The 21,102-nt window shown below is 58.4% G+C and carries 13 protein-coding genes; 6 read left to right on the top strand and 7 right to left on the bottom strand.

What is annotated here, in order from left to right:
- Nucleotides 1-24 precede the first annotated feature (24 nt).
- The 5 genes from gltB (at nt 25) to hemE (ending at nt 12,486) form a co-directional block, all read left to right on the top strand.
- A complete protein-coding gene (gene gltB / locus RYC17_RS25055) occupies nt 25-4,470 on the top strand; it encodes a glutamate synthase large subunit (protein ID WP_316904692.1) in 4,446 nt (1,481 codons plus the stop codon).
- Nucleotides 4,471-4,592: 122 nt separating this feature from the next.
- Nucleotides 4,593-6,011 carry an FAD-dependent oxidoreductase gene (locus RYC17_RS25050; RefSeq protein ID WP_002551661.1) on the top strand — a complete coding sequence of 473 codons (1,419 nt, stop codon included), beginning with the start codon at nt 4,593-4,595 and terminating at the stop codon, nt 6,009-6,011.
- Nucleotides 6,012-6,176: 165 nt separating this feature from the next.
- Nucleotides 6,177-7,724, top strand: a complete 1,548-nt coding sequence (locus tag RYC17_RS25045; protein ID WP_316904691.1) for an amidase family protein — start codon at nt 6,177-6,179, stop codon at nt 7,722-7,724.
- Between the two features lie 330 nt (nt 7,725-8,054).
- Nucleotides 8,055-11,279: a dermonecrotic toxin domain-containing protein gene (locus RYC17_RS25040; RefSeq protein WP_316904690.1), complete on the top strand. Its 3,225-nt coding sequence runs from the start codon at nt 8,055-8,057 to the stop codon at nt 11,277-11,279.
- Nucleotides 11,280-11,421: 142 nt separating this feature from the next.
- Nucleotides 11,422-12,486: a uroporphyrinogen decarboxylase gene (gene hemE, locus RYC17_RS25035; protein WP_004666485.1), complete on the top strand. Its 1,065-nt coding sequence runs from the start codon at nt 11,422-11,424 to the stop codon at nt 12,484-12,486.
- A 60-nt stretch (nt 12,487-12,546) separates the two neighbouring features.
- On the opposite strand, the gene RYC17_RS25030 is transcribed toward hemE, so the two are convergent.
- The 6 genes from RYC17_RS25030 to RYC17_RS25005 form a co-directional block, all read right to left on the bottom strand.
- A complete protein-coding gene (locus RYC17_RS25030) occupies nt 12,547-14,022 on the bottom strand; it encodes an N-acyl-D-amino-acid deacylase family protein (protein WP_219170808.1) in 1,476 nt (491 codons plus the stop codon).
- Nucleotides 14,023-14,025: 3 nt separating this feature from the next.
- Nucleotides 14,026-14,886: a MurR/RpiR family transcriptional regulator gene (locus RYC17_RS25025; RefSeq protein WP_005743109.1), complete on the bottom strand. Its 861-nt coding sequence runs from the start codon at nt 14,884-14,886 to the stop codon at nt 14,026-14,028.
- A complete protein-coding gene (locus RYC17_RS25020; protein ID WP_058408260.1) occupies nt 14,887-16,236 on the bottom strand; it encodes a GntP family permease in 1,350 nt (449 codons plus the stop codon). It lies immediately after the preceding gene.
- Nucleotides 16,237-16,533: 297 nt separating this feature from the next.
- Complete coding sequence (locus RYC17_RS25015) at nt 16,534-17,175, bottom strand: retron system putative HNH endonuclease (RefSeq protein ID WP_316904689.1); 642 nt, start codon at nt 17,173-17,175, stop codon at nt 16,534-16,536.
- Nucleotides 17,172-18,449 carry an AAA family ATPase gene (locus RYC17_RS25010; RefSeq protein WP_316904688.1) on the bottom strand — a complete coding sequence of 426 codons (1,278 nt, stop codon included), beginning with the start codon at nt 18,447-18,449 and terminating at the stop codon, nt 17,172-17,174. Before RYC17_RS25010 ends, RYC17_RS25015 begins: the two co-directional genes overlap by 4 nt.
- A 77-nt stretch (nt 18,450-18,526) precedes the next feature.
- The gene (locus RYC17_RS25005; RefSeq protein ID WP_316904687.1) at nt 18,527-19,783 is read right to left on the bottom strand and encodes an MFS transporter; all 1,257 of its coding nucleotides are present in this window, start codon (nt 19,781-19,783) and stop codon (nt 18,527-18,529) included.
- A gap of 116 nt (nt 19,784-19,899) precedes the next feature.
- Here RYC17_RS25005 and RYC17_RS25000 point away from each other — a divergent pair, with 116 nt between their 5' ends.
- Nucleotides 19,900-20,793: a LysR family transcriptional regulator gene (locus RYC17_RS25000; RefSeq protein WP_005731006.1), complete on the top strand. Its 894-nt coding sequence runs from the start codon at nt 19,900-19,902 to the stop codon at nt 20,791-20,793.
- Between the two features lie 192 nt (nt 20,794-20,985).
- Here RYC17_RS25000 and RYC17_RS24995 read toward each other — a convergent pair.
- The coding region (locus RYC17_RS24995; RefSeq protein ID WP_316904697.1) for an IS3 family transposase at nt 20,986-21,102 on the bottom strand (117 nt) is incomplete at its 5' end.

The raw sequence follows: 21,102 nt of genomic DNA, 5'->3' as shown, positions 1-21,102 counted from the left end.
AGGCAGCCTGGTGAGAAAGTGTCTATGAAAGCAGGTCTGTACCAACCAGATGAATTCAAGGATAACTGCGGCTTCGGCCTGATCGCTCATATGCAGGGCGAGCCCAGTCATCACCTGTTGCAGACGGCCGTTCAGGCCCTGACCTGCATGACCCACCGTGGCGGTATCAACGCCGACGGCAAGACCGGTGACGGTTGCGGTCTGTTGATTCAGAAGCCCGATGGCTTCTTGCGTGCGATGGCCAAAGAGCACTTCGGTGCCGACCTGCCCCGCCAATATGCTGTGGGCATGGTGTTCCTCAATCAGGACGACGCCAAGGCTGACGCCGCACGCGAAAACATGAACCGCGAGATCCTCGCCGAGGGCCTGGAACTGGTCGGCTGGCGTCAGGTGCCGATCGATACCAGCGTCCTGGGCCGTCTGGCACTGGAGCGCCTGCCGAAAATCGAGCAGGTGTACATTGGCGGTGAAGGCCTGAGCGATCAGGAATTCGCCATCAAGCTGTTCAGCGCACGCCGCCGTTCGTCAGTGTCCAACGCCGCAGATACCGATCATTACATTTGCAGCTTTTCGCACAAGACCATCATTTATAAAGGCCTGATGATGCCGGCCGATCTCACGGCCTTCTTCCCGGACCTGAGCGACGAGCGTCTGCAGACTGCCATTTGCGTGTTCCACCAGCGCTTTTCCACCAATACCCTGCCGAAATGGCCGCTGGCGCAGCCGTTCCGGTTTCTTGCCCATAACGGCGAGATCAACACCATCACCGGCAACCGCAACTGGGCACAGGCGCGACGCACCAAGTTCACCAACGATCTGATGGACCTGGACGAGCTGGGCCCGCTGGTCAACCGCGTGGGTTCGGACTCATCGAGCATGGACAACATGCTTGAGCTGATGGTGACCGGCGGCATCGACCTGTTCCGTGGCGTGCGCATGATCATTCCGCCTGCGTGGCAGAACGTCGAGACCATGGACCCGGATCTACGCGCCTTCTACGAATACAACTCCATGCACATGGAACCGTGGGACGGCCCGGCCGGCATCGTGATGACCGAAGGTCGTCATGCCGTCTGCCTGCTCGACCGCAATGGCCTGCGCCCGGCGCGCTGGGTCACGACCAAGAACGGCTACATCACCCTGGCGTCGGAAATCGGCGTGTGGGACTACAAGCCTGAAGACGTTATCGCCAAGGGCCGCGTCGGTCCTGGGCAGATCTTTGCCGTGGACACTGAAACCGGTCAGATCCTCGACACCGACGCCATCGACAACCGTCTCAAGTCGCGTCATCCCTACAAGCAATGGCTGCGCAAGAATGCCCTGCGCATTCAGGCCACCATGGAAGACAACGACCACGGCTCGGCTTTTTACGACAGCGAGCAGCTCAAGCAGTACATGAAGATGTATCAGGTCACGTTCGAAGAACGCGATCAGGTGCTGCGCCCGCTGGGTGAACAGGGCCAGGAAGCTGTGGGCTCTATGGGTGACGACACACCGATGGCGGTGTTGTCGCGTCGTGTGCGTTCGCCCTACGATTACTTCCGCCAGCAGTTCGCGCAGGTGACCAACCCGCCGATCGACCCGCTGCGTGAAGCCATCGTCATGTCGCTGGAAATCTGCCTCGGTGCCGAGCGCAATATCTTCCAGGAATCGCCAGAGCACGCCTCACGCGTAATCCTTAGTTCGCCGGTCATTTCGCCAGCCAAATGGCGTTCGCTGATGAACCTGGAGCGTCCGGGCTTCGAACGCCACATCATTGACCTGAACTACGATGAAAGCCTGGGTCTTGAAGCCGCTGTGCGCAGCGTTGCCGATCAGGCCGAAGAGGCCGTGCGTGCCGGTCGTACCCTGATCGTGCTGAGCGACCGACACATCGCACCGGGCAAACTGCCGGTGCATGCTTCGCTGGCGGTCGGCGCGGTTCACCACCGTCTGACCGAACAGGGCCTGCGCTGCGACAGCAACATCCTGGTCGAAACCGCAACCGCGCGTGACCCGCACCATTTCGCGGTGTTGATCGGCTTCGGCGCGTCGGCGGTCTATCCGTTCCTGGCCTATGAAGTGCTGGGCGATCTGATCCGTACTGGCGAAGTGCTGGGCGATCTGTACGAAGTCTTCAAGAACTACCGCAAAGGCATCACCAAGGGCCTGCTCAAGATCCTGTCGAAGATGGGTATCTCGACCGTTGCGTCCTACCGTGGCGCGCAGTTGTTTGAAGCCATCGGTCTGTCCGAGGAAGTTTGCGACACCAGTTTCCGCGGTGTGCCGAGCCGCCTGAAAGGCGCGCGTTTCGTCGATATTGAAGCCGAACAGAAAGCGCTGGCAGCCGAAGCCTGGAGCACGCGCAAGCCGATCCAGCAAGGCGGTCTGCTCAAGTTCGTGTTTGGTGGCGAATACCATGCCTACAACCCGGACGTGGTCAGCACCCTGCAAGCCGCCGTGCAGCAGGGCGACTACAGCAAGTTCAAGGAATACACCTCGCTGGTAGACCAGCGTCCGGTGTCGATGATTCGCGACCTGCTACAGGTCAAAACGCTTGACCAGCCGTTGAACATCGACGAAATCGAGCCGCTGAGCGAAATCCTCAAGCGCTTCGATTCGGCCGGTATTTCTCTGGGGGCCTTGTCGCCGGAGGCTCATGAAGCGCTGGCCGAGGCGATGAACCGTCTGGGCGCGCGCTCCAACTCCGGTGAAGGCGGCGAAGATCCGGCGCGTTACGGCACCATCCGCAGCTCCAAGATCAAGCAGATCGCCACGGGCCGCTTTGGTGTCACGCCAGAATACCTGGTCAACGCCGATGTGCTGCAAATCAAGGTTGCACAGGGTGCCAAACCGGGTGAGGGCGGGCAGCTGCCGGGCGGCAAGGTCAATGGCCTGATCGCCAAGCTGCGTTATGCCGTACCGGGCGTAACGCTGATTTCGCCGCCTCCGCACCACGACATCTATTCCATCGAAGACTTGTCGCAGCTGATTTTTGACTTGAAACAGGTCAACCCGGCGGCGCTGGTGTCGGTCAAGCTGGTGGCAGAAGCGGGCGTTGGCACCATTGCCGCTGGCGTGGCCAAGGCCTATGCCGACCTGATCACCATTTCCGGTTACGACGGCGGCACCGGTGCATCGCCGCTGACCTCGATCAAGTACGCTGGCGCGCCGTGGGAACTGGGTCTGGCCGAAACTCACCAGACCCTGCGCGGCAACGACCTGCGCGGCAAGGTCCGGGTGCAGACCGACGGTGGTCTGAAAACCGGCCTGGACGTGATCAAGGCAGCCATTCTCGGTGCTGAAAGCTTCGGTTTCGGCACCGCGCCGATGATCGCGCTGGGCTGCAAATACCTGCGTATCTGCCACCTGAACAACTGCGCTACCGGCGTTGCGACGCAGAACGAAAAGCTGCGCAAGGACCACTACATCGGCACCGTCGATATGGTGATCAACTTCTTCACCTACGTAGCTGAAGAAACCCGTGAGTGGCTGGCCAGGCTGGGCGTTCGCACGCTGGAAGAGCTGATCGGTCGTACCGACCTGCTGGATATCCTGCCGGGCGAAACCGAGAAGCAGCAGCATCTGGACCTGACACCGTTGCTGGGCAGCGACCATATTCCGGCTGACAAGCCTCAGTTCAGCCTGGTGGATCGCAACCCGCCGTTCGACAAGGGCCTGCTGGCCGAGCAGATGGTGGAGATGGCCAAGCCGGCCATTGAATCCCTCAGCGGTGGCGAGTATGAACTGGACATCTGCAACTGCGACCGTTCCATTGGCGCACGGATTTCCGGTGAAATCGCCCGATTGCACGGCAACCAGGGCATGAACAAGGCACCGATCACTTTCCGCTTCAAAGGCACTGCCGGTCAGAGCTTCGGGGTGTGGAACGCCGGTGGCCTGAACATGTATCTGGAAGGCGATGCCAACGACTACGTCGGCAAGGGTATGACCGCTGGCAAGCTGGTGATCGTGCCGCCCAAGGGCAGCCCGTTCAAGACCAACGAGAGCGCTATCATCGGCAACACCTGCCTGTACGGCGCAACCGGCGGCAAGCTGTTTGCGGCGGGCACGGCGGGCGAACGTTTCGCGGTGCGTAACTCGGGTGCCCACACTGTTGTGGAAGGCACTGGCGACCACTGCTGCGAATACATGACTGGTGGTTTCGTCTGTGTACTGGGCAAGACCGGCTACAACTTCGGTTCCGGTATGACTGGCGGTTTCGCTTACGTGCTCGACCAGGACAACACCTTCGTTGACCTGGTCAACCATGAGCTGGTCGAGATCCAGCGCATCAGCGGCGAGTCGATGGAAGCCTATCGCACTCACTTGCAGAGCGTTCTCAACGAGTACGTGGCTGAAACCGACAGCGAATGGGGCCGCAATCTTGCGGAAAACCTGGACGACTACCTGCGTCGTTTCTGGCTGGTCAAGCCCAAGGCTGCCAACCTGAAATCGCTGCTCTCCAGCACTCGGGCGAATCCGCAATAAAAGCAGCTGCTAGCGGTGAGCTTCAAACCGCAAGCCAACGGCAGTGCGCTAATTGCCTGCGATCACGATTTTTTGCAGCTTCAGGCTTGTAACCTGAAGCTGCCGTAAAGAGGCTCCAGAGAATGGCTGAACGTCTCAGTAACGACTTCCAGTTCATCGACGTCGGACGTAAAGACCCGAAGAAGAAACTGCTGCGTCAACGCAAGAAGGAGTTCGTGGAAATCTACGAACCGTTCAAGCCCCAGCAGTCCGCCGATCAGGCGCATCGCTGCCTGGGTTGCGGCAACCCGTATTGCGAGTGGAAGTGCCCGGTGCACAACTTCATTCCCAACTGGCTCAAGCTGGTCGCCGAGGGCAACATCCTCGCGGCGGCGGAGTTGTCTCATCAAACCAACACTCTGCCGGAAGTCTGCGGCCGCGTGTGCCCGCAGGATCGCCTGTGTGAAGGTGCCTGCACACTGAACGACGGTTTCGGCGCGGTCACCATCGGTTCGGTCGAGAAGTACATCACCGACACCGCGTTTGCTATGGGCTGGCGTCCGGACATGTCCAGAGTCGTGCCAACCGGCAAACGCGTCGCCATCATTGGTGCAGGGCCTGCAGGCCTGGGCTGTGCCGACGTGCTGGTGCGTGGCGGCGTGACGCCGGTGGTGTTCGACAAGAATCCGGAAATCGGTGGTCTGCTGACCTTCGGCATCCCCGAGTTCAAGCTGGAAAAATCCGTACTCAGCCATCGCCGTGAAGTGTTCACCGGCATGGGCATCGAGTTCCGGCTCAACACCGAAGTAGGCAAGGACGTCACCATCGATCAACTGCTCGAAGAATACGATGCAGTGTTCATGGGCATGGGCACCTACACCTACATGAAAGGCGGCTTCCCCGGTGAGGATCTGCCGGGCGTGCACGATGCGCTCGACTTCCTGATCGCCAACGTCAACCGCAACCTGGGCTTTGAAAAGGCCCCGGAAGACTTCGTCGACATGAAGGGCAAGCGGGTCGTGGTTCTGGGCGGTGGTGACACGGCGATGGACTGCAACCGCACCTCGATCCGTCAGGGTGCCAAGTCGGTGACGTGCGCTTATCGTCGCGACGAAGAGAACATGCCAGGCTCGCGCAAGGAAGTGAAGAACGCCAAGGAAGAAGGCGTGAAGTTTCTCTACAACCGTCAGCCTATCGCCATCGTGGGCGATGGCAAGGTCGAAGGCGTGAAGGTGGTCGAGACGCGTCTTGGCGAGCCTGATGCTCGGGGTCGTCGCAGCCCGGAGCCGATTCCGGGTTCCGAAGAGATCATCCCGGCCGAAGCCGTGGTCATCGCATTCGGCTTCCGCCCAAGCCCTGCGCCATGGTTCGAGCAGTTCACGATCAGTACTGACAGCCAGGGCCGTGTGGTGGCCCCGGAACAAGCACAGTACAAGCACCAGACCAGCAACCCGAAGATCTTCGCCGGTGGCGACATGGTGCGCGGCTCCGACCTGGTGGTGACCGCTATCTTCGAAGGCCGTAATGCGGCTGAAGGGATTCTGGATTACCTGGGCGTCTAAGCCTTGTGTTGCCAGAGCGCGCCGTTACTGAGGCGCGCTCTGACAACAGGCGTCTACCCATCACGGGTGATTTACCGACTTTTCTGACATCCCTTCTGCGCCCTCCTTCCTAAGCTCGGTGTAACTCGCTCAAGACGAGCGTTTTATCAACCAGGGAAGGACATCATGAAAAATCAGTTTGGTTTCTGCCTCGCGCTCTCGATAGCGCCCTTTGCATTTGCCAGCCAGACACCCGCCAACTTCGATGGACCCGTTTTCGGTTCGATCATCGAAAACAAGGCCGTTTACTTTGAGTCCGGTGTAGAGCTTCAGCGGCGCATGAGTGCAGGCAACCTGACCTCTGTCGGGCTGGTGACAGACTTGCTCCAGCGCATCGAAGTGCTGAACAAAAATGGCCCGGCGCTCAACGCTGTCATTGAAATCAACCCCGACGCTCTGCAGATAGCCGCGCAAATGGACGGGGAGCGTTCTCGCGGGGAAAAACGTGGGCCGCTGCATGGCATCCCCATACTCGTAAAAGACAATCTTGATACGGGCGATCAGATGCAGACCACTGCGGGCGCTCTCTCAATGGTCGGATTGCCTGCTCCACGCGATGCTTTTGTGGTGCAGCGGCTTCGCGATGCCGGCGCGATCATTATCGGTAAGGCCAATCTCAGCGAATGGGCGCATTTCCGTGGGTACGAGGTACCTAGCGGCTGGAGCGGCCGAGGCGGGCAGACGCGTCATCCCTATGACTTGAGCGCTGATCCGCTTGGCTCCAGCTCAGGTTCGGCAGTGGGTCTTGCAGCTGGATTTTCACCTTTGGCGGTAGGCACCGAGACCAATGGTTCGATCATTCAACCCGCCGCCACGAGTGGTGTCATAGGGCTTAGGCCTACGCTGGGTCTGCTCAGTCGTACCGGTATGATTCCGCTCTCCAGTCGTCAGGACACCCCCGGCCCAATGGCGCGAACGGTCACGGATACCGCGATCCTGCTGACGGCGATGAGCGGCAACGACCCTCTCGACGAAGCCACCGCCCGAGCCTCCACCGATGTAGTGAACTATGTCGACCACCTCAGGACGGACGCCTTGAGCGGCAAGCGCCTGGGCTATCCAGGTCACACCCATGACGGCATGCCAATGGACGACGATCCTGAATTCCAAAAGGTGAAGCGTCGTCTGAGTGCTGCCGGGGCGATACTGGTTCCCGTCGATGTTCCGTCGATTGATAGCACTTCAGAGTATTTAGTGCTGGTGCATGATTTCAAGCGCGAGCTTAACGCTTACTTGAGCACACGCACCGGGCTGGGTGTCAGCACGCTGGATGAGATCATTGCATTCAACACCGCGTTTCCTGGAGCGCAAGCCTATGATCAGGATTTATTGATTGACTCCTCCAGCGTGTCTGTAGATCAGGAGGATTACCTGTCGATTGCAACCAACTTGCGTGCTGCTCATCGACAATTGATCGATGGGCTCTTGCAGCAACACTCGCTCGACGTGCTCATTGACTGGTCAGAGGTTTCTTTCAAAGCGGTTGGCGCTATCGCCGGTTATCCGGGAATAACCGTGCCTGTCGGGCTCGAAGAGAATGGCCTGCCAAGAGGGTTGTATTTTCTTTCCACTGCCTGGGATGAAGGTGCTTTGCTGAGCTATGCCTACGCACTTGAACAGGCGCTTGCAACATCGGCAGCTTCGGTTCATTCGGGTGTCAGCCAGGCTGATTGATTCCCTATCCCAGTCTGGTGCAGGCCAGGCCTGGATGGCGGGGACGGGGCTCGGAAAAAACGGTTTTGTGACGTTTTGAAATAATCCGGTCCCGGAATTACAACCGCCTTTCATTAAGTTGCGTCGCCCCGCCAGAGGCGGCGCATCAAGGTTTCAACCCTCTTGTCCAAGTCCCGATCAAGGCCTGTTCCGGCGTCTGCGACAAGCGATTGTTTACAGCTGTTTTCCGCCCTCTGTACCTGCTCTTAAAAAGGTTTAGGCTCCTGATCCTTTTGGGGAGTTCATCGCCTTAGATACTCCCGCCATCCATGTCGCTATAAGGAAATAGCCATGTTGAAAGCAGCACCCATGGGCAAACTTGCTCGATCCAATGAGCAGAAATCTCTCGGGCCGGACAGGTTCACGCCCAGCACGGTTGCCGTGCGCGAACACCGGACCCGAGAACGCGCGGACCGGATAATCGACCAGTTCGTCGAGCACTTTACAGAAAAGGATTTTTTTCCTGAAGACGGTGAAGGCGCGCTGTTCTCCTTGCTGGTTCAGTTGCCAGACTGGCCAGCAGACCTGTCCATCAGGATTCACAACGAAAACGATGAAGTACTCGCGGTTTTTCTTAAAGGCAGTGATGAAAGCGTTGTTCAAGACAGCATTGTCCTGACGCAAAATGGCGACGCTTACATCGTCCCGGACAATGTTCAGGTCGCCGATGACGAGCCGTTACTGCGCTGGGTGTTCAGTCAGTTGCCTGCAGGTTCCAGCGTTGGAATGGGGGGTAACTTTCCGGGCAGTGGCAGTGATGCCGGACGAATCGTTACCCTGCGTGAGCAAATAGCGGGGCTGGCAAAAGACCAGAGACCGCTGTTATTCGATGCGCTGGTTGCAGCTGATGAAGGCACCTCAAAGGGCCAACTGGATACCCGCGAACACAATCCTTTCCTGCCTCTTTGGGTTCGTCAGCAGACGCCGCTGTCTCCGGCCCTGAGCGTGCTGTGCGCCTTATGCCCCGAGGTTCCGGCAGGACGTCTCGAAGAGCTGTTGCAGCAGATGCCGCTGACAGAACAGGAAGAGGCCGATTTCCTGAACAATCTTGTTCTGCCGGACGCTTTTGGCGAGGCAATGAACATTTCGCTGGATGAGTGGAGCAACAGTCTGGCTATCGACGGGCTGTCGCGAACGCGAAGCTTCAATTCGTACACGGATGAGCTGGCCCGCAGTATCGTCCGGAAATTACTGGCGGCCGAATCGGGTCGGGACGTGTTGATCTTCGACGCTGGTGCGAGCAATTACGCTCCGGCAGATACTGACGATAACCGTATTATTCTGCTGCATGACAACTACGGAAATTACAGCGCAAAGGACACCGGCAACGGTGAGATAACTTCGTTCAAACAGGGCACCGACAGCTTCTATCTGGCAATCAGTTCGCAATTGAAGGCTGACGAGCGGTCATCGCTGGGTATGCAATTCGAGCAGGACGTACAGGGCTTTCGCGACGTTCTGACGCGGCGCGCGATCGAGGAAAATCGCGGCTGGTTCGACCCCGGAAAACCAACCGAAATCGAAAGCGGGTTTCTGCCTGATTGGTTCGCGAACTCGACGGCTGCCGAAAAACAAAGCTGGAAAATGGCGGTGCAGGACTACAGTCAAGCCTTGCTCGAAGCTCAGGCACCTGACCTGCTGGATCCTTCCGGCTACGCACAGCCCGACCAATTGCGCAAATATGCGCGGCAAAAGCTGCAGGAACGGATTTTGCTCGACCACGGTATTGCAGTGGATCCTGACCATATCAGCGTGCATACCGTCAGCATCGAGATTGATCCAGGCATTATTATTGATACCGATTACGAATATATCGGCCCTTCAGAACTGGAGCCGCATTATGAAACGCATGAGCGCAGCCTTACAGATCTGTCGCTGGAAAACATTGCACTCACCAATATCAACTTTCTGCTCACCAGCCGCGCGTTTGACGATCAGGGGCAACTGGTCAGTTTCCTCAACGCCGGTTATCTGTTCGGCCTGATTCGTGATCTGAACATTGGCGAAGATTATTCAAGATACCTCCGCACAGTACTGTCCACGTCGGCGTCAGGGCAATGGCACCGTGAACGTTATGCACGCGTCATGCGCGCGCAAATGCGCCTCGATGTGATAGAGGCGAAGATGGCGGGTGACTTTCTGGGCGATGGTGGACTTCCTCCCGAGCTGGCGAGCAGGGGCTACAAATGGGTTGCTGCCGTGCTTGATCACCCAACTGACAGTGATGACCGCGCAACGGTAGAGGGGCATCGCATTCAGGTCAGCCAGTTATCCATCAATGACGTGTCATTGAGCGGCGTACTGGTGATCGGCGCAGAGTCGCGCTCGAGCGTCGCCGCTTTTGTGGTTTTCACCCCGCAGGCTCCTGACGGAATATGCTTCCGGGAAATGAGCGATCCGCAGGAGTTTCAGCAGCGGATACTGCTTGAACCGGGTTTGCTGGACTATCTGGTGGGCAGGGCGCCTTTGGCCTCCCGGGACGATGTCAGGCGTATTCTGACCGTCCGCCGTGAAACGCTGTTCATGGAACTGCAGCCCTGCACTGGAAGTTTTCTTGAGGCAGTCTATGACTCTGAAGTCGGGAGGGTGATTTCTGCTGTCGATGAACAGACCAACACCAACTGGGAAACCTATTGGGAAAGTGCTTGGGAAATCACCAAAGTCGTTGGCGACATCGTGCTCACCTTCGCGCCTTTCAAGGTAAGGCTGCCGATTGCAGCATTGCGCAGCTTTTATGCCATCTGGCAGGGCATCGCAAAAGCTGGCGGTGAAGAGCAAGGTGCCCCCTTGTATTTTGTCCAGGCGGCGTTGCTGCTGGCTGAAGGTTTGACGCTGCCCAGAGCACGAAGGGTCCAGACATCGTCGACAACATCAATCGGCCGTTCTGTCCTTGATCCTAAAACAGCAGTGGCAAAAACACCCGGTGGATTGAAACTGCTCGACAGCGGGTTTTACAACGGCGTTTATGAAAAGACTCATGAAGGTGCGCCAAGCCGCTTTTATGCTGTGCAACAAGGTAAGACCTATGCCGTCAGATACGATGCCGATTTCGCAGCATGGAGGGTGATCGATCCCCGGCGGCCAGATGCGCATTATCAATTGCCGATTCAGCTTGATAGGCAAGGGGTCTGGGTACATGCGTCGGCAGGGTTGCGCGGCGGCAACAAACGATTAAAAGGCAGACCATCGAGCGGCTCGGGGAGTGATGGCGATTCCTCGGATAGCAATCGGGTAAAAAGATACAAAGTGGACACCGATGGCTTTTTTGCAAGTAGGCGTTTCAGGCATGCAGAAAATGACCTCCCTAACGATGACCTTGAAGCTGCTGTCAAAAAAGCAGTTGATAGATATGTGCTGGATGGCAATGGCAGTCTGCACAAGTATGGTAAAAGCCAGTTCTCGCTGGACCTTCCCGGTATAGGCAGGAGCACCGGCAGAGGTGCCTGGCGCCTGATACTTGCCCCGGCTGAAAAAGGCGTTATCAAGGCGTTTGACGTCATAGATCCCCACAAATAGCGCAGGCCCGCCCCAGTCTTACGCCGGGCGCGGAGCTGTATTGGCACAGCAAATCGGCACGATAGACAAAAGGCACGGCTCTTGCCGTGCCTTTTGCGTCGCGCTCTGAGAAAATGCCGGCACTTTTATTGCGGATGCCGACATGACTGCCCTGAAGAACGACCGTTTCCTTCGCGCTTTGCTCAAGCAACCCGTAGACGTCACGCCGGTATGGATGATGCGCCAGGCAGGCCGTTACCTGCCTGAATACCGCGCCAGCCGCGCCAGTGCCGGGGACTTCATGAGCTTGTGCAAGAACCCGCAGTTCGCCTGTGAAGTCACGCTGCAGCCACTGGATCGATACCCGCTGGATGCGGCGATTCTGTTCTCCGACATCCTGACCATTCCCGACGCAATGGGCCTGGGCCTGTACTTCGAGACCGGCGAAGGCCCGCGCTTCAAGAAAACCGTCAGCACGCTGGCTGACATCGAAGCACTGCCCATCCCGGATGCACAGAAGGACCTGGGCTATGTGATGGACGCGGTCAGCACCATCCGTCGCGAACTCAACGGCCGTGTGCCGCTGATCGGTTTTGCCGGCAGCCCGTGGACCCTGGCGACCTACATGGTCGAAGGCGGCTCCTCGAAGGACTTCCGCAAATCCAAGGCCATGCTCTACGACAACCCGCAAGCCATGCACCTGCTGCTCGACAAACTGGCGCAGTCAGTCACGGCCTACCTGAATGGCCAGATTCTCGCGGGCGCCCAGGCGGTGCAGATCTTCGACAGCTGGGGCGGTAGCCTGTCTTCGGCGGCGTATCAGGAATTCTCGCTGGCTTACATGCGCAAGATCGTCAACGGCCTGATTCGCGAGCACGATGGGCGCAAGGTGCCGGTCATCGTGTTCACCAAAGGCGGCGGGCTGTGGCTGGAAAGCATCGCCGACATCGGCGCCGACACCCTGGGCCTGGACTGGACCTGCGACATCGGCGAAGCGCGTCAGCGTGTCGGCAGCAAGGTTTCGCTGCAGGGCAATATGGACCCGACCGTGCTTTACGCCCGCCCGGAAGCCATCCGCCAGGAAGTTGCACGCATCCTCGCCAGCTACGGCAGCGGCACCGGTCACGTCTTCAACCTCGGCCACGGCATCACCCCTGAAGTCGACCCGGCCAATGCTGGTGCGTTCATCAACGCAGTACATGAGTTGTCGGCGCAGTATCACCAGTAATTGTCCGGCTGACGATGCGTCGATACATCAGGGCGCATCGGCTCTTTTCAGCGCCGACGCTTACGTCGGCGCTTTTCCATCCGTAAAGCCCTCCAGCAGCGAACCGCTGCGCGGCAGGAATCTACCCTGTCGCTCGCCTTGCGGCTTGCCTTCGGCATAGCTCAATCGGCCGTTTACCCAGACACCATCAATGCCCTGTGCCGCTCGCTGAGGGTCTTTGAAATCTGCCACATCGCGCACGGTTTGCGGGTTGAACAGCACCAGATCCGCCCAGTAGCCCTCGCGGATAAAGCCGCGCTCGTGCAAGGCAAAGCGCGCTGCCGAAAGCCCGGTCATTTTGTGTACCGCGGTGTGCAACGCAAACAACCCTTTGTCCCGGCTGAAATGCCCGAGCACTCTGGGGAATGCTCCCCATAAGCGCGGATGCGGAAACGGATCTTCCGGAAGGCCATCGGAGCCGATCATCGACAGCGGGTGAGACATGATGCGTTCGACGTCGCCCTCATCCATGCCGTAGTACACCGCACCCGCAGGCTGCAACTTGCGTGCGGCGTCCAGCAATGACAACCCCCAGTCGGCGGCAATGTCCTGTAAATCCCGGCCGCCCTGATCCGGGTGCGGCGTTGACCAAGTGATGGTGATACGGAATGCGTCGGTGACCTGCTTCAGGTCCAGCGTCGAAGAACTGGCTGCATAAGGGTAACAATCGCAACCGACCGGATGGTCCTGCGCAGCTTTTTCCAGGGCCGCCAGCAGTTGCGGGCTGCGGCCCCAGTTACCCGCGCCAGCGCATTTCATGTGGGAAATCACCACTGGCGAGCGCGCATGGCGGCCTATGTCGAAGGCCTCCGCCATCGCCTCCAATACCGGCTCGAATTCGCTGCGCAAATGGGTGGTATAGATCGCGCCAAAAGCGCTGAGCTCTTCAGCCAGCTGCTTGACTTCGCTGGTCTCGGCCGAGAAGGCCGAAGCGTAAGCAAGGCCAGTCGACAAACCCAGCGCGCCGGCTTCGAGGCTGTCGCGCAACTGCTCGCGCATCGCGGCGATCTCTTCCGGGCTGGCGCTGCGAAACAAGTCATCCATGTGGTTGCTGCGCAGGGCCGTATGGCCAATCAAAGCGGCCACATTCACGGCGGGCCGGGCGTTATCCACGGCTGCGCGATAGTCGGCGAAGCGCGGATAGACAAACGCTGCCGCGTCGCCCAGCAGGTTCATGGGGTCTGGCGGGTTGCCGAGCAGCGAGACCGGTGACGCGCTGATCCCGCAATTGCCGACGATAACCGTGGTCACGCCCTGGCTGATCTTGGGCAGCATGTCGGGCTTGCGAATCACTACCGTGTCGTCATGGGTGTGGACGTCGATAAAACCTGGGGCCAGCACGCGACCGGCAGCGTTGACCTCTTCCTGCGCAGTGGCATCGATCAGGTTGCCGATGCGCTGGATGCGTCCGTCGCTAATCGCTACATCGGCGCGTACTCCCGGCGTATCGCTGCCATCGATGACCAGCGCATCGCGAATGATCAGGTCGTAAATCATGCTTCAGTCTCCCAGCGGCAGGCCGTCTTCGCCGCCACGGTATTCATCCAGTGCAAGCTTGATCCGACGCAGCCGTTCCTGATTGTCTTCAGGGCTCAGCAGCGCCAGTTCAGTGGCCAGCACATCAATGGTCAGCAGCATGCCGTAGCGCGCGGCGGTGGGTTTATAAATGAAATTGGTCTCAGCAATTTGCAACGGCAACACCACCTCGGCCAGTTGCGCCAGAGGGGAGTCGGGCAAGGTAATGGCCAGCACGCGAGCACCATAGCTCCGCGCCAGAGTTACTGCGTCGAGCAGTTCCGGCGTGCGCCCGCTGAGCGAGCAGACAATCAGGCTGTGTTGCGGACCAAGCGTGGCCGCAATCATGCGCATCATCACCGGGTCGCGGCAGGCCGCCACCGGGTAGCCCAAACGTACCAATCGGGTTTGTAGCTCCTCGCTGCACAGGCTGGAGCAACCGCCCATGCCGAACGCATGAATCATGCGTGCATCGCTGAGGCACGCTACGGCTGCGGCAAAGCGCGACTCATCAAACCCGGCCAGGTGCTGATGCAGAGTGGCTTCTATGTCACCGACAATCCGGGTGAAAAAGGCCGACTGCTCCGGGGCCGGTTCAGGGTTGAGAAATCGGCTGCCCACGCCGCTCGCCTGGGCCAGTTGCAGGCGCAAGTCGCGCAGGTCCCGACAACCGATGCTACGCGCGAAGCGTGACAACGTAGCGCTGCTGACCCCGGCGCGGCTGGCCAGCTCGTCCAGACTGGCACTTGCGGCGAAGGCGATATCGCTGAGCACCAGCCTGGCGATCCGGCCTTCTCCCGCGCTGAGTGAATCCTGACGGGCACGTATCTGGTACAGAATGTCCACTCAGAGCACCTGCGCCAGACCCAGCGTCAAAGCAAAGGCGACGATGGAGATCAGCGTCTCCAGTACCGTCCAGGTCTTGAAGGTTTGCGCTACGGTCATGTTGAAGTATTCCTTGATAAGCCAGAAACCGCCGTCGTTGACGTGGGAAAAGATCACCGAGCCTGCGCCTGTCGCCAGCACCAGCAACTCGGGGTGCGGATAACCCAGGCCCATCGCCACTGGTGCAACGATCCCCGATGCTGTGGTCATTGCTACCGTCGCCGAGCCTGTCGCCACACGCATCAGTGCAGCGAACAGCCAGCCCATCAGCAAGGGCGAGAGGTGAAAGTCCTGCGCCAGACCAACGATCTGGTTGGTGACACCGCTGTCGACCAGAATACGGTTCAAACCGCCACCGGCACCGACCAGCAACGTGATGCTGGCGGTCGGTGCCAGGCACTCATTGGTGAATTTCAGGATCGAGTCGCGATTGAAACCCTGAGCGATGCCCAGCGTCCAGAAACTCAGCAGGGTGGCCAGCAGCAGGGCGATCACCGAGTTGCCGATGAACAGCAAAAAGCCATTGAACGCACTGCCCGGTGTGCTGATCAGGTTGGCCCAGCCACCCAGCAGCATCAGCACCACCGGCAATAGAATGGTCGCCATGGTCAGGCCGAAACTGGGCAGTTTTGCTCTTGGTTCGCGGTCGAGAAACTGCTTCGCCAACGGGTTTTCAGCCGGTAGATGGATATGCGGCACGATGAATTTGGCATATACCGGACCGGCGATGATGGCCGTGGGTATGCCGATCAGAATGGCATAGAACAGGGTTTGCCCTACCGACGCCTGATAAGCCTGAACGGCGAGCATTGCCGCAGGGTGCGGCGGCACCAGTGCGTGCACCACCGACAGACCAGCGACCATCGGCAGGCCGACCATCAGAATCGACACCCCGACACGCCGCGCGACAGTAAAGGCAATCGGCACCAGCAGAACGAAACCCACTTCGAAAAACAGCGGCAAGCCCACCAGAAACGCAATGCAGACCATAGCCCAGTGCGCGTTACGCTCGCCAAAGCGGTCAATCAACGTGCGCGCCACCTGCTCGGCACCACCGGACTCGGCCATCATCTTGCCGAGCATGGTGCCCAGCGCCACGACCAGCGCGATATGCCCCAGCGTCTTGCCCACTCCCGCTTCGTAAGAGGCGACCACGCCACTGGCCGGCATCCCGGCAACCAGCGCCAGACCGACCGACACCAGCGTAATGACGATAAACGGATTGAGGCGATACCGCGCAATCAGCACGATCAAGGCAATGATTGCGACAGCGGCGTAGACCAACAGCGAAATACCGGGTGACGGCGACATAGCGGCGGTTCCTTGCAGAATGGGTAGGCGAGGGCGCAATACCGACGGCTGAAGCCGTCAGCCGGAAGGCGACTCGGGAGTACTCGGCAGGGATGACGCAGGAAAAGGAGTGAAGCAGGTTTCGAGGCGATCACAGGTATTCATTATTTTTATCTCTGTTTTCGTGATGAAAATAAATTACACGAAAATGAAATATAAACAAATATATGAAAATAAATTTCTTGCTCAATGTTGTGAATGACCGATGGGAGGACGCGCAATGCGTCTCCCTAGCCCTGCTTTCCGGACTGACTGCCTCTACGCCAGTAATTGTTCCGCATAACGTGCAATCACATGACCAAAGCTGATCGGATTGTTGGCAGCTTGCGATCGCAGGCTTTCCAGAAGGTGCCTAAGCTCAGCATCGCTGGCGCTGGATAAGAATTGTTCATCGAACACACTCGTTATGGCCTCCTGACGTCTTTTAGTCAGATACGCGATATCGAGTGCGAGCTTTTCGATCATCGTCGTGGCGGGAAGATCTGTGTGGGACGTGCTTTGGATTTTCCCTGTGAGCAGATAACGGAAGCGCTGCTCGCAATCGTCCTCTGTCGGGGAAATGTGCAGGTCCTCATCGAACCAGTTGCCTTTATAGTGGCCGCAGTGCAACGGGTTTCCTGGTGTGGTCTCGCGCAGGCAAGACGCATGAAGATTGCTGTATTCCAGTGCCAATGGCAGATAATGATCCTGCGGTCTGAAATGTTCGATGTGGCTGCTATCAAGCTCTATTTCCCTGCCGCAATAGCAGCATGAGAAGTTCTGCTCTTGCAGCAAGCAATTATGCAAGTCGCGTTTTTGCGGGTTCTGCAGGGTTGGATAGGTGGGCGTCCAGTCTTCGTTTGCGCTGGCTTTCCATTCGGTGAGTGACGCAGGCTCAGTTCCCTTGATAACGCGTCTCATCGTCCAATGAGCTCCTTGCGTTTGAGCAACGCTTCGGCACCTGCGAACTCGGGCAGATCGGGCGCTTTCTGTTTTAACGCATCAAGCTGCAGTCTGGCTTTTTCAAGCTCGTTGTTTTCCAGTGTGCTGAATAGCTCGTCGAGCAGTACTTCAATTTCAGGCTCGCGCTGCGGTACACCCATGACTTCTTCCAGAATACTGCTGGAGTCCAGGCCGTAGGTTGCTCTTGGATGAGAGCCGTCATGGTTATTCAGCAGGATGACCTCGCCCGGCTGCAGGCTGCCGATGACCTGTGGTGAGTGGCTGGCGGCGATGAACTGGATGCTGGGAAATGCTTTTTTCAGTGCTGGAGCAATGGTGCGTTGCCAGCCGGGGTGAAGATGGATATCGAGTTCATCGATGACGATGATGCCGTTTGTCTTGCTTAGCACATCCTTCCCCATGTGCGGGTTGAGCAGGCATATACGGCGAGCGATATCGGCGAAGAGTGCGACCATTCCGCGTTGTCCGTCGCTCAGGTCGTTGAACGGGATCGATTTTTCGCCCATATCGACAACCAAGCCTCGAAGCTCCATGTCGTACTCGATCCCCCTGGAATCAGGTAATGCGCACTGGATAGCTGTATTTATCCAGGTCAGCTCGTCGTCGAACACTCCGTTATGGCGTGCCCTTGACATCCTTTGTAAGCGCTCCAGTGTTTTTCCTATAAGCCAGTTTTCAAAGCTCTCTAAATTAGAGGCAGCGTCAGACCACCCGGTATAAGCGTTCAGTCTTGACGGCTTGCTTTGCGCTGCATGCTCTGGGGATACCGGAGATGCTAGCCAGCGTCGATTGGCTTTATAGAAGGCGAGCACCGGTAAGTCAGTCGGTAGAGTCGAGTCTAATGTGCGTAGCTTTTCCTGAAGTTTCAGGCTTATGGGCACGTTGTAGCTAGGGATGGGGCTGTTGCGTTCAAATGATACGTCCCAATTCGGGAAGTCAAACGCATCACCTTTAGCCGAAAGTTTCAGGGGGAAATTGCGCTCAAAACGAATTCTGTCCTCAAATCTCACAATGGTGAATCTGGCGTCATTCTCAGTAATAAGAGAATGATTTGGTGAGTAGCTCGTATCCATCGTTTGTAGAAAATTCCTGAAACAACAAGCCACCCCCAGCAACAGCGACGTCTTCCCACTGCCATTAACCCCCACCACCAGATTGAACCCCGGCTGGAAATCAAAATGAGCATCTTCGTAACAACGAAAATTCTGCAGATGGAGGTGGTCGAGGCGCATGTCGGTTTCCTTTACCAGAACTGGCGGATGCGCCAGTGTACCTTGGCTCACTCTATCCGCCATCGCCCTATCTGTGACTAAACCTTCGCCCCCAGCGGTGGCAACCTCGCCAGCCGCAACGCTACCCCGAGGGCAATCAACAGCAACACGCCGATAAACAGCCCGATGCCGCTCCAGCCCGCGTAATGCCAGAACACTCCGCCACCGGTTCCTGCTACGCTTGAGCCCGCGTAATAGCAGAACAGGTAAAGCGAAGCAGCCTGACCTCTGGCCGTTGTCGCTCTGCGTCCCACCCAGCTGCTGGCTACCGAATGCGCACCAAAGAAGCCGAAGGTGAATATCAGCACGCCTGCGATAACCAGTGGCAGCGGTGTGAACAGGGTCAGCAGCAGGCCGGCCAGCATCATCACGATCACGGCCCATAGCACCCGTCGGCGGCCAAGACGGTCGGCCAATGAGCCGATCTTTGCCGAGCTGTAAATACCCGACAGATACACCACGGAAAACACCCCGACCACGGCCTGGCTCAGGTTGTAGGGGGCGCTCAAAAAGCGGTAGGCGATGTAGTTGAACAGCGTGACGAATGCGCCCATCAGCAGAAACCCGACCAGAAACAGCAGCGGCAACCCGGCGTCTTTGAACTGCACCACAAAGCCGTCCAGCAGGCTGCGAGGGTGCAGTGAGCGGGGGCGGAAGTTGCGCGATTCCGGGAGGATCTTCCAGAACACCACAGCTGCGATCAGGGCCAGTCCGCCGACCACCAGCATCGCCGCGTGCCAGCTTACGTAATCGATCATGACCCCGACGATCAGCCGCCCGCTCATCCCGCCGACCGCGCTGCCGCCGATATACAGCCCCATTGCCAGGCCCAGATGCGTGGGGTGGATTTCCTCGCTCAGGTAAGTCATCGCCACTGCCGCCAGACCGCTCAGCGACAGGCCCACCAGTGCCCGTGTGATAAGTACGCCTTCCCAGCTGGGCATCAGCGCGCTGGCGATGGTGAACAGCGATGCACAGAATAGTGCCATGACCATCACCGATTTGCGCCCCAGCCGGTCGGATATCGGTCCGGTGATCAGTAGGCCGATGGCGAGCATCGCCGTGGCGACGGACAGAATCAGGCTGCTCTGGGCTGCCGAAAGGGAGAACTCGCCGGACAGCGTGGGCATCATCGGCTGGACGCAATACAGCAGGGTGAATGTCGAGAACCCGCCAGCGAACAGCGCCAGTGCGGTGCGTTTGAAAAGCGGCGTGTTTTTCTCGATGTAAGTGTCGCCAGACGGTTTAGCGGAGGCATTCAAGTCTGTGGTGGGCGGGGCGACGGCAGGATTCAAGGGAGACCTCGGAGCACGATTGGGCAGGCAATGAAAAAATCATATAGCCCGCCAATCATTCCATCCAATATATTGTTCGACCTGTTTGATAGGTAAAACGACTTAATGGAGGCAGCATGGAATTGCGCCATCTGCGTTACTTCATCGCGGTTGCCGAAGAGCTGCATTTCGGTCGTGCGGCACAGGCGCTGGGTATCTCCCAGCCGCCGCTGAGTCAGCAGATCCAGACGCTGGAGCAGGAGCTGGGCACGCGTCTGTTTGATCGCACCAACCGGCGTGTCGAGCTGAGTGAATCCGGCAGGTTGTTTCTCGATGAGGCGCGGCTGGTGCTGGCGCAGGTCGATAAAGCCACTGATGTTGCCCGGCGTGCGCAACTGGGTGAAATCGGCGAGCTGAAGATTGGCTTTACTTCGTCGGCACCGTTCACTTCCAGCATTCCACAGGCGATTTTTGCCTTCCGTCAGGCTTATCCGGATGTGCACCTGACCCTGACCGAAATCACCAGCCAGGAAGTGGCAGCAGGGCTTGAGGACAAGACCATTCAGGTCGGCATCATGCGCCCGTTGGCGTTACCCGACTCATTGGTGGTGTTTGAGCTGCTGAACGAGCCGCTGGTGGCGATCATGCGTGCTGACCATCCACTGGCGGCAGAAAGCGAGAACGGGATCTATATGTCGGCCCTGGCCGCTGAGCCGTTCGTGTTCTTCCCGCGCACTTATGGCAGCGGCATTTACGCGCAGGTTCTGAGTCTGGCGCGCGCCGCGGGTTTCAGCCCGCTGATCACTCAGGAAGCGGGTGAAGTGATGACCATCATCGGTTTGGTGGCGGCTGGACTGGGCGTCACCGTGCTGCCAGCGTCCTACCGCCGAATGCGCATCGACGGCGTGGTCTATCGCAATGTCCTCGACCCCGGCGCGACAAGCGCGGTGTGGCTGGTACAGCGCAAGGACGAACAGTCACCGATGGCCAAGGCGTTTACCGAGCTTTTAACGCGCAATGTCGCACGGTAGTTGAGGTTATCGTTCCGCACGCTCCGCGTGGGAATGCCTGTCGTGACGCTCTGCGTCACAAATCTGCGCCGCGCCGCAGACTCAAGACCGGACGCAGAGCGTCCAGAGCTGCATGCGACGCAGAGCGCCGCACGATAGATGAGGTTATCGTTCCGCACGCTCCGTGAACTGCCCCCCAAAAGTTGGACGGTTTTAGCTTGCCGCCTGAGCCCTGTACTTTACGGGGCTTTGGCCGTTGAGCTTCAGCTTGATGCGGTCATGGTTGTAGTAGTGGATGTACTCATCCAGACCTGCTTTCAACTCATCGAT

The sequence above is a fragment of the Pseudomonas syringae group sp. J248-6 genome (assembly GCF_032586995.1).
Classification (GTDB): Bacteria; Pseudomonadota; Gammaproteobacteria; order Pseudomonadales; family Pseudomonadaceae; genus Aquipseudomonas; species Aquipseudomonas amygdali.
Note: the sequence above shows the minus strand (reverse complement) of the source record. Positions and strands in the feature narration are given on the sequence as shown.

Excerpts from the sequence above, each read along its gene's own strand:
- RYC17_RS25000 (WP_005731006.1), top strand. The coding sequence starts at position 19,900 with ATGGAATTGCGCCATCTGCGTTACTTCATCGCGGTTGCCGAAGAGCTG.
- hemE (WP_004666485.1), top strand. The coding sequence starts at position 11,422 with ATGACTGCCCTGAAGAACGACCGTTTCCTTCGCGCTTTGCTCAAGCAA.
- RYC17_RS25010 (WP_316904688.1), bottom strand. The coding sequence starts at position 18,449 with ATGCGCCTCGACCACCTCCATCTGCAGAATTTTCGTTGTTACGAAGAT.
- RYC17_RS25015 (WP_316904689.1), bottom strand. The coding sequence starts at position 17,175 with ATGAGACGCGTTATCAAGGGAACTGAGCCTGCGTCACTCACCGAATGG.
- gltB (WP_316904692.1), top strand. The coding sequence starts at position 25 with ATGAAAGCAGGTCTGTACCAACCAGATGAATTCAAGGATAACTGCGGC.
- RYC17_RS25020 (WP_058408260.1), bottom strand. The coding sequence starts at position 16,236 with ATGTCGCCGTCACCCGGTATTTCGCTGTTGGTCTACGCCGCTGTCGCA.
- RYC17_RS25045 (WP_316904691.1), top strand. The coding sequence starts at position 6,177 with ATGAAAAATCAGTTTGGTTTCTGCCTCGCGCTCTCGATAGCGCCCTTT.
- RYC17_RS25040 (WP_316904690.1), top strand. The coding sequence starts at position 8,055 with ATGTTGAAAGCAGCACCCATGGGCAAACTTGCTCGATCCAATGAGCAG.
- RYC17_RS25030 (WP_219170808.1), bottom strand. The coding sequence starts at position 14,022 with ATGATTTACGACCTGATCATTCGCGATGCGCTGGTCATCGATGGCAGC.
- RYC17_RS25050 (WP_002551661.1), top strand. The coding sequence starts at position 4,593 with ATGGCTGAACGTCTCAGTAACGACTTCCAGTTCATCGACGTCGGACGT.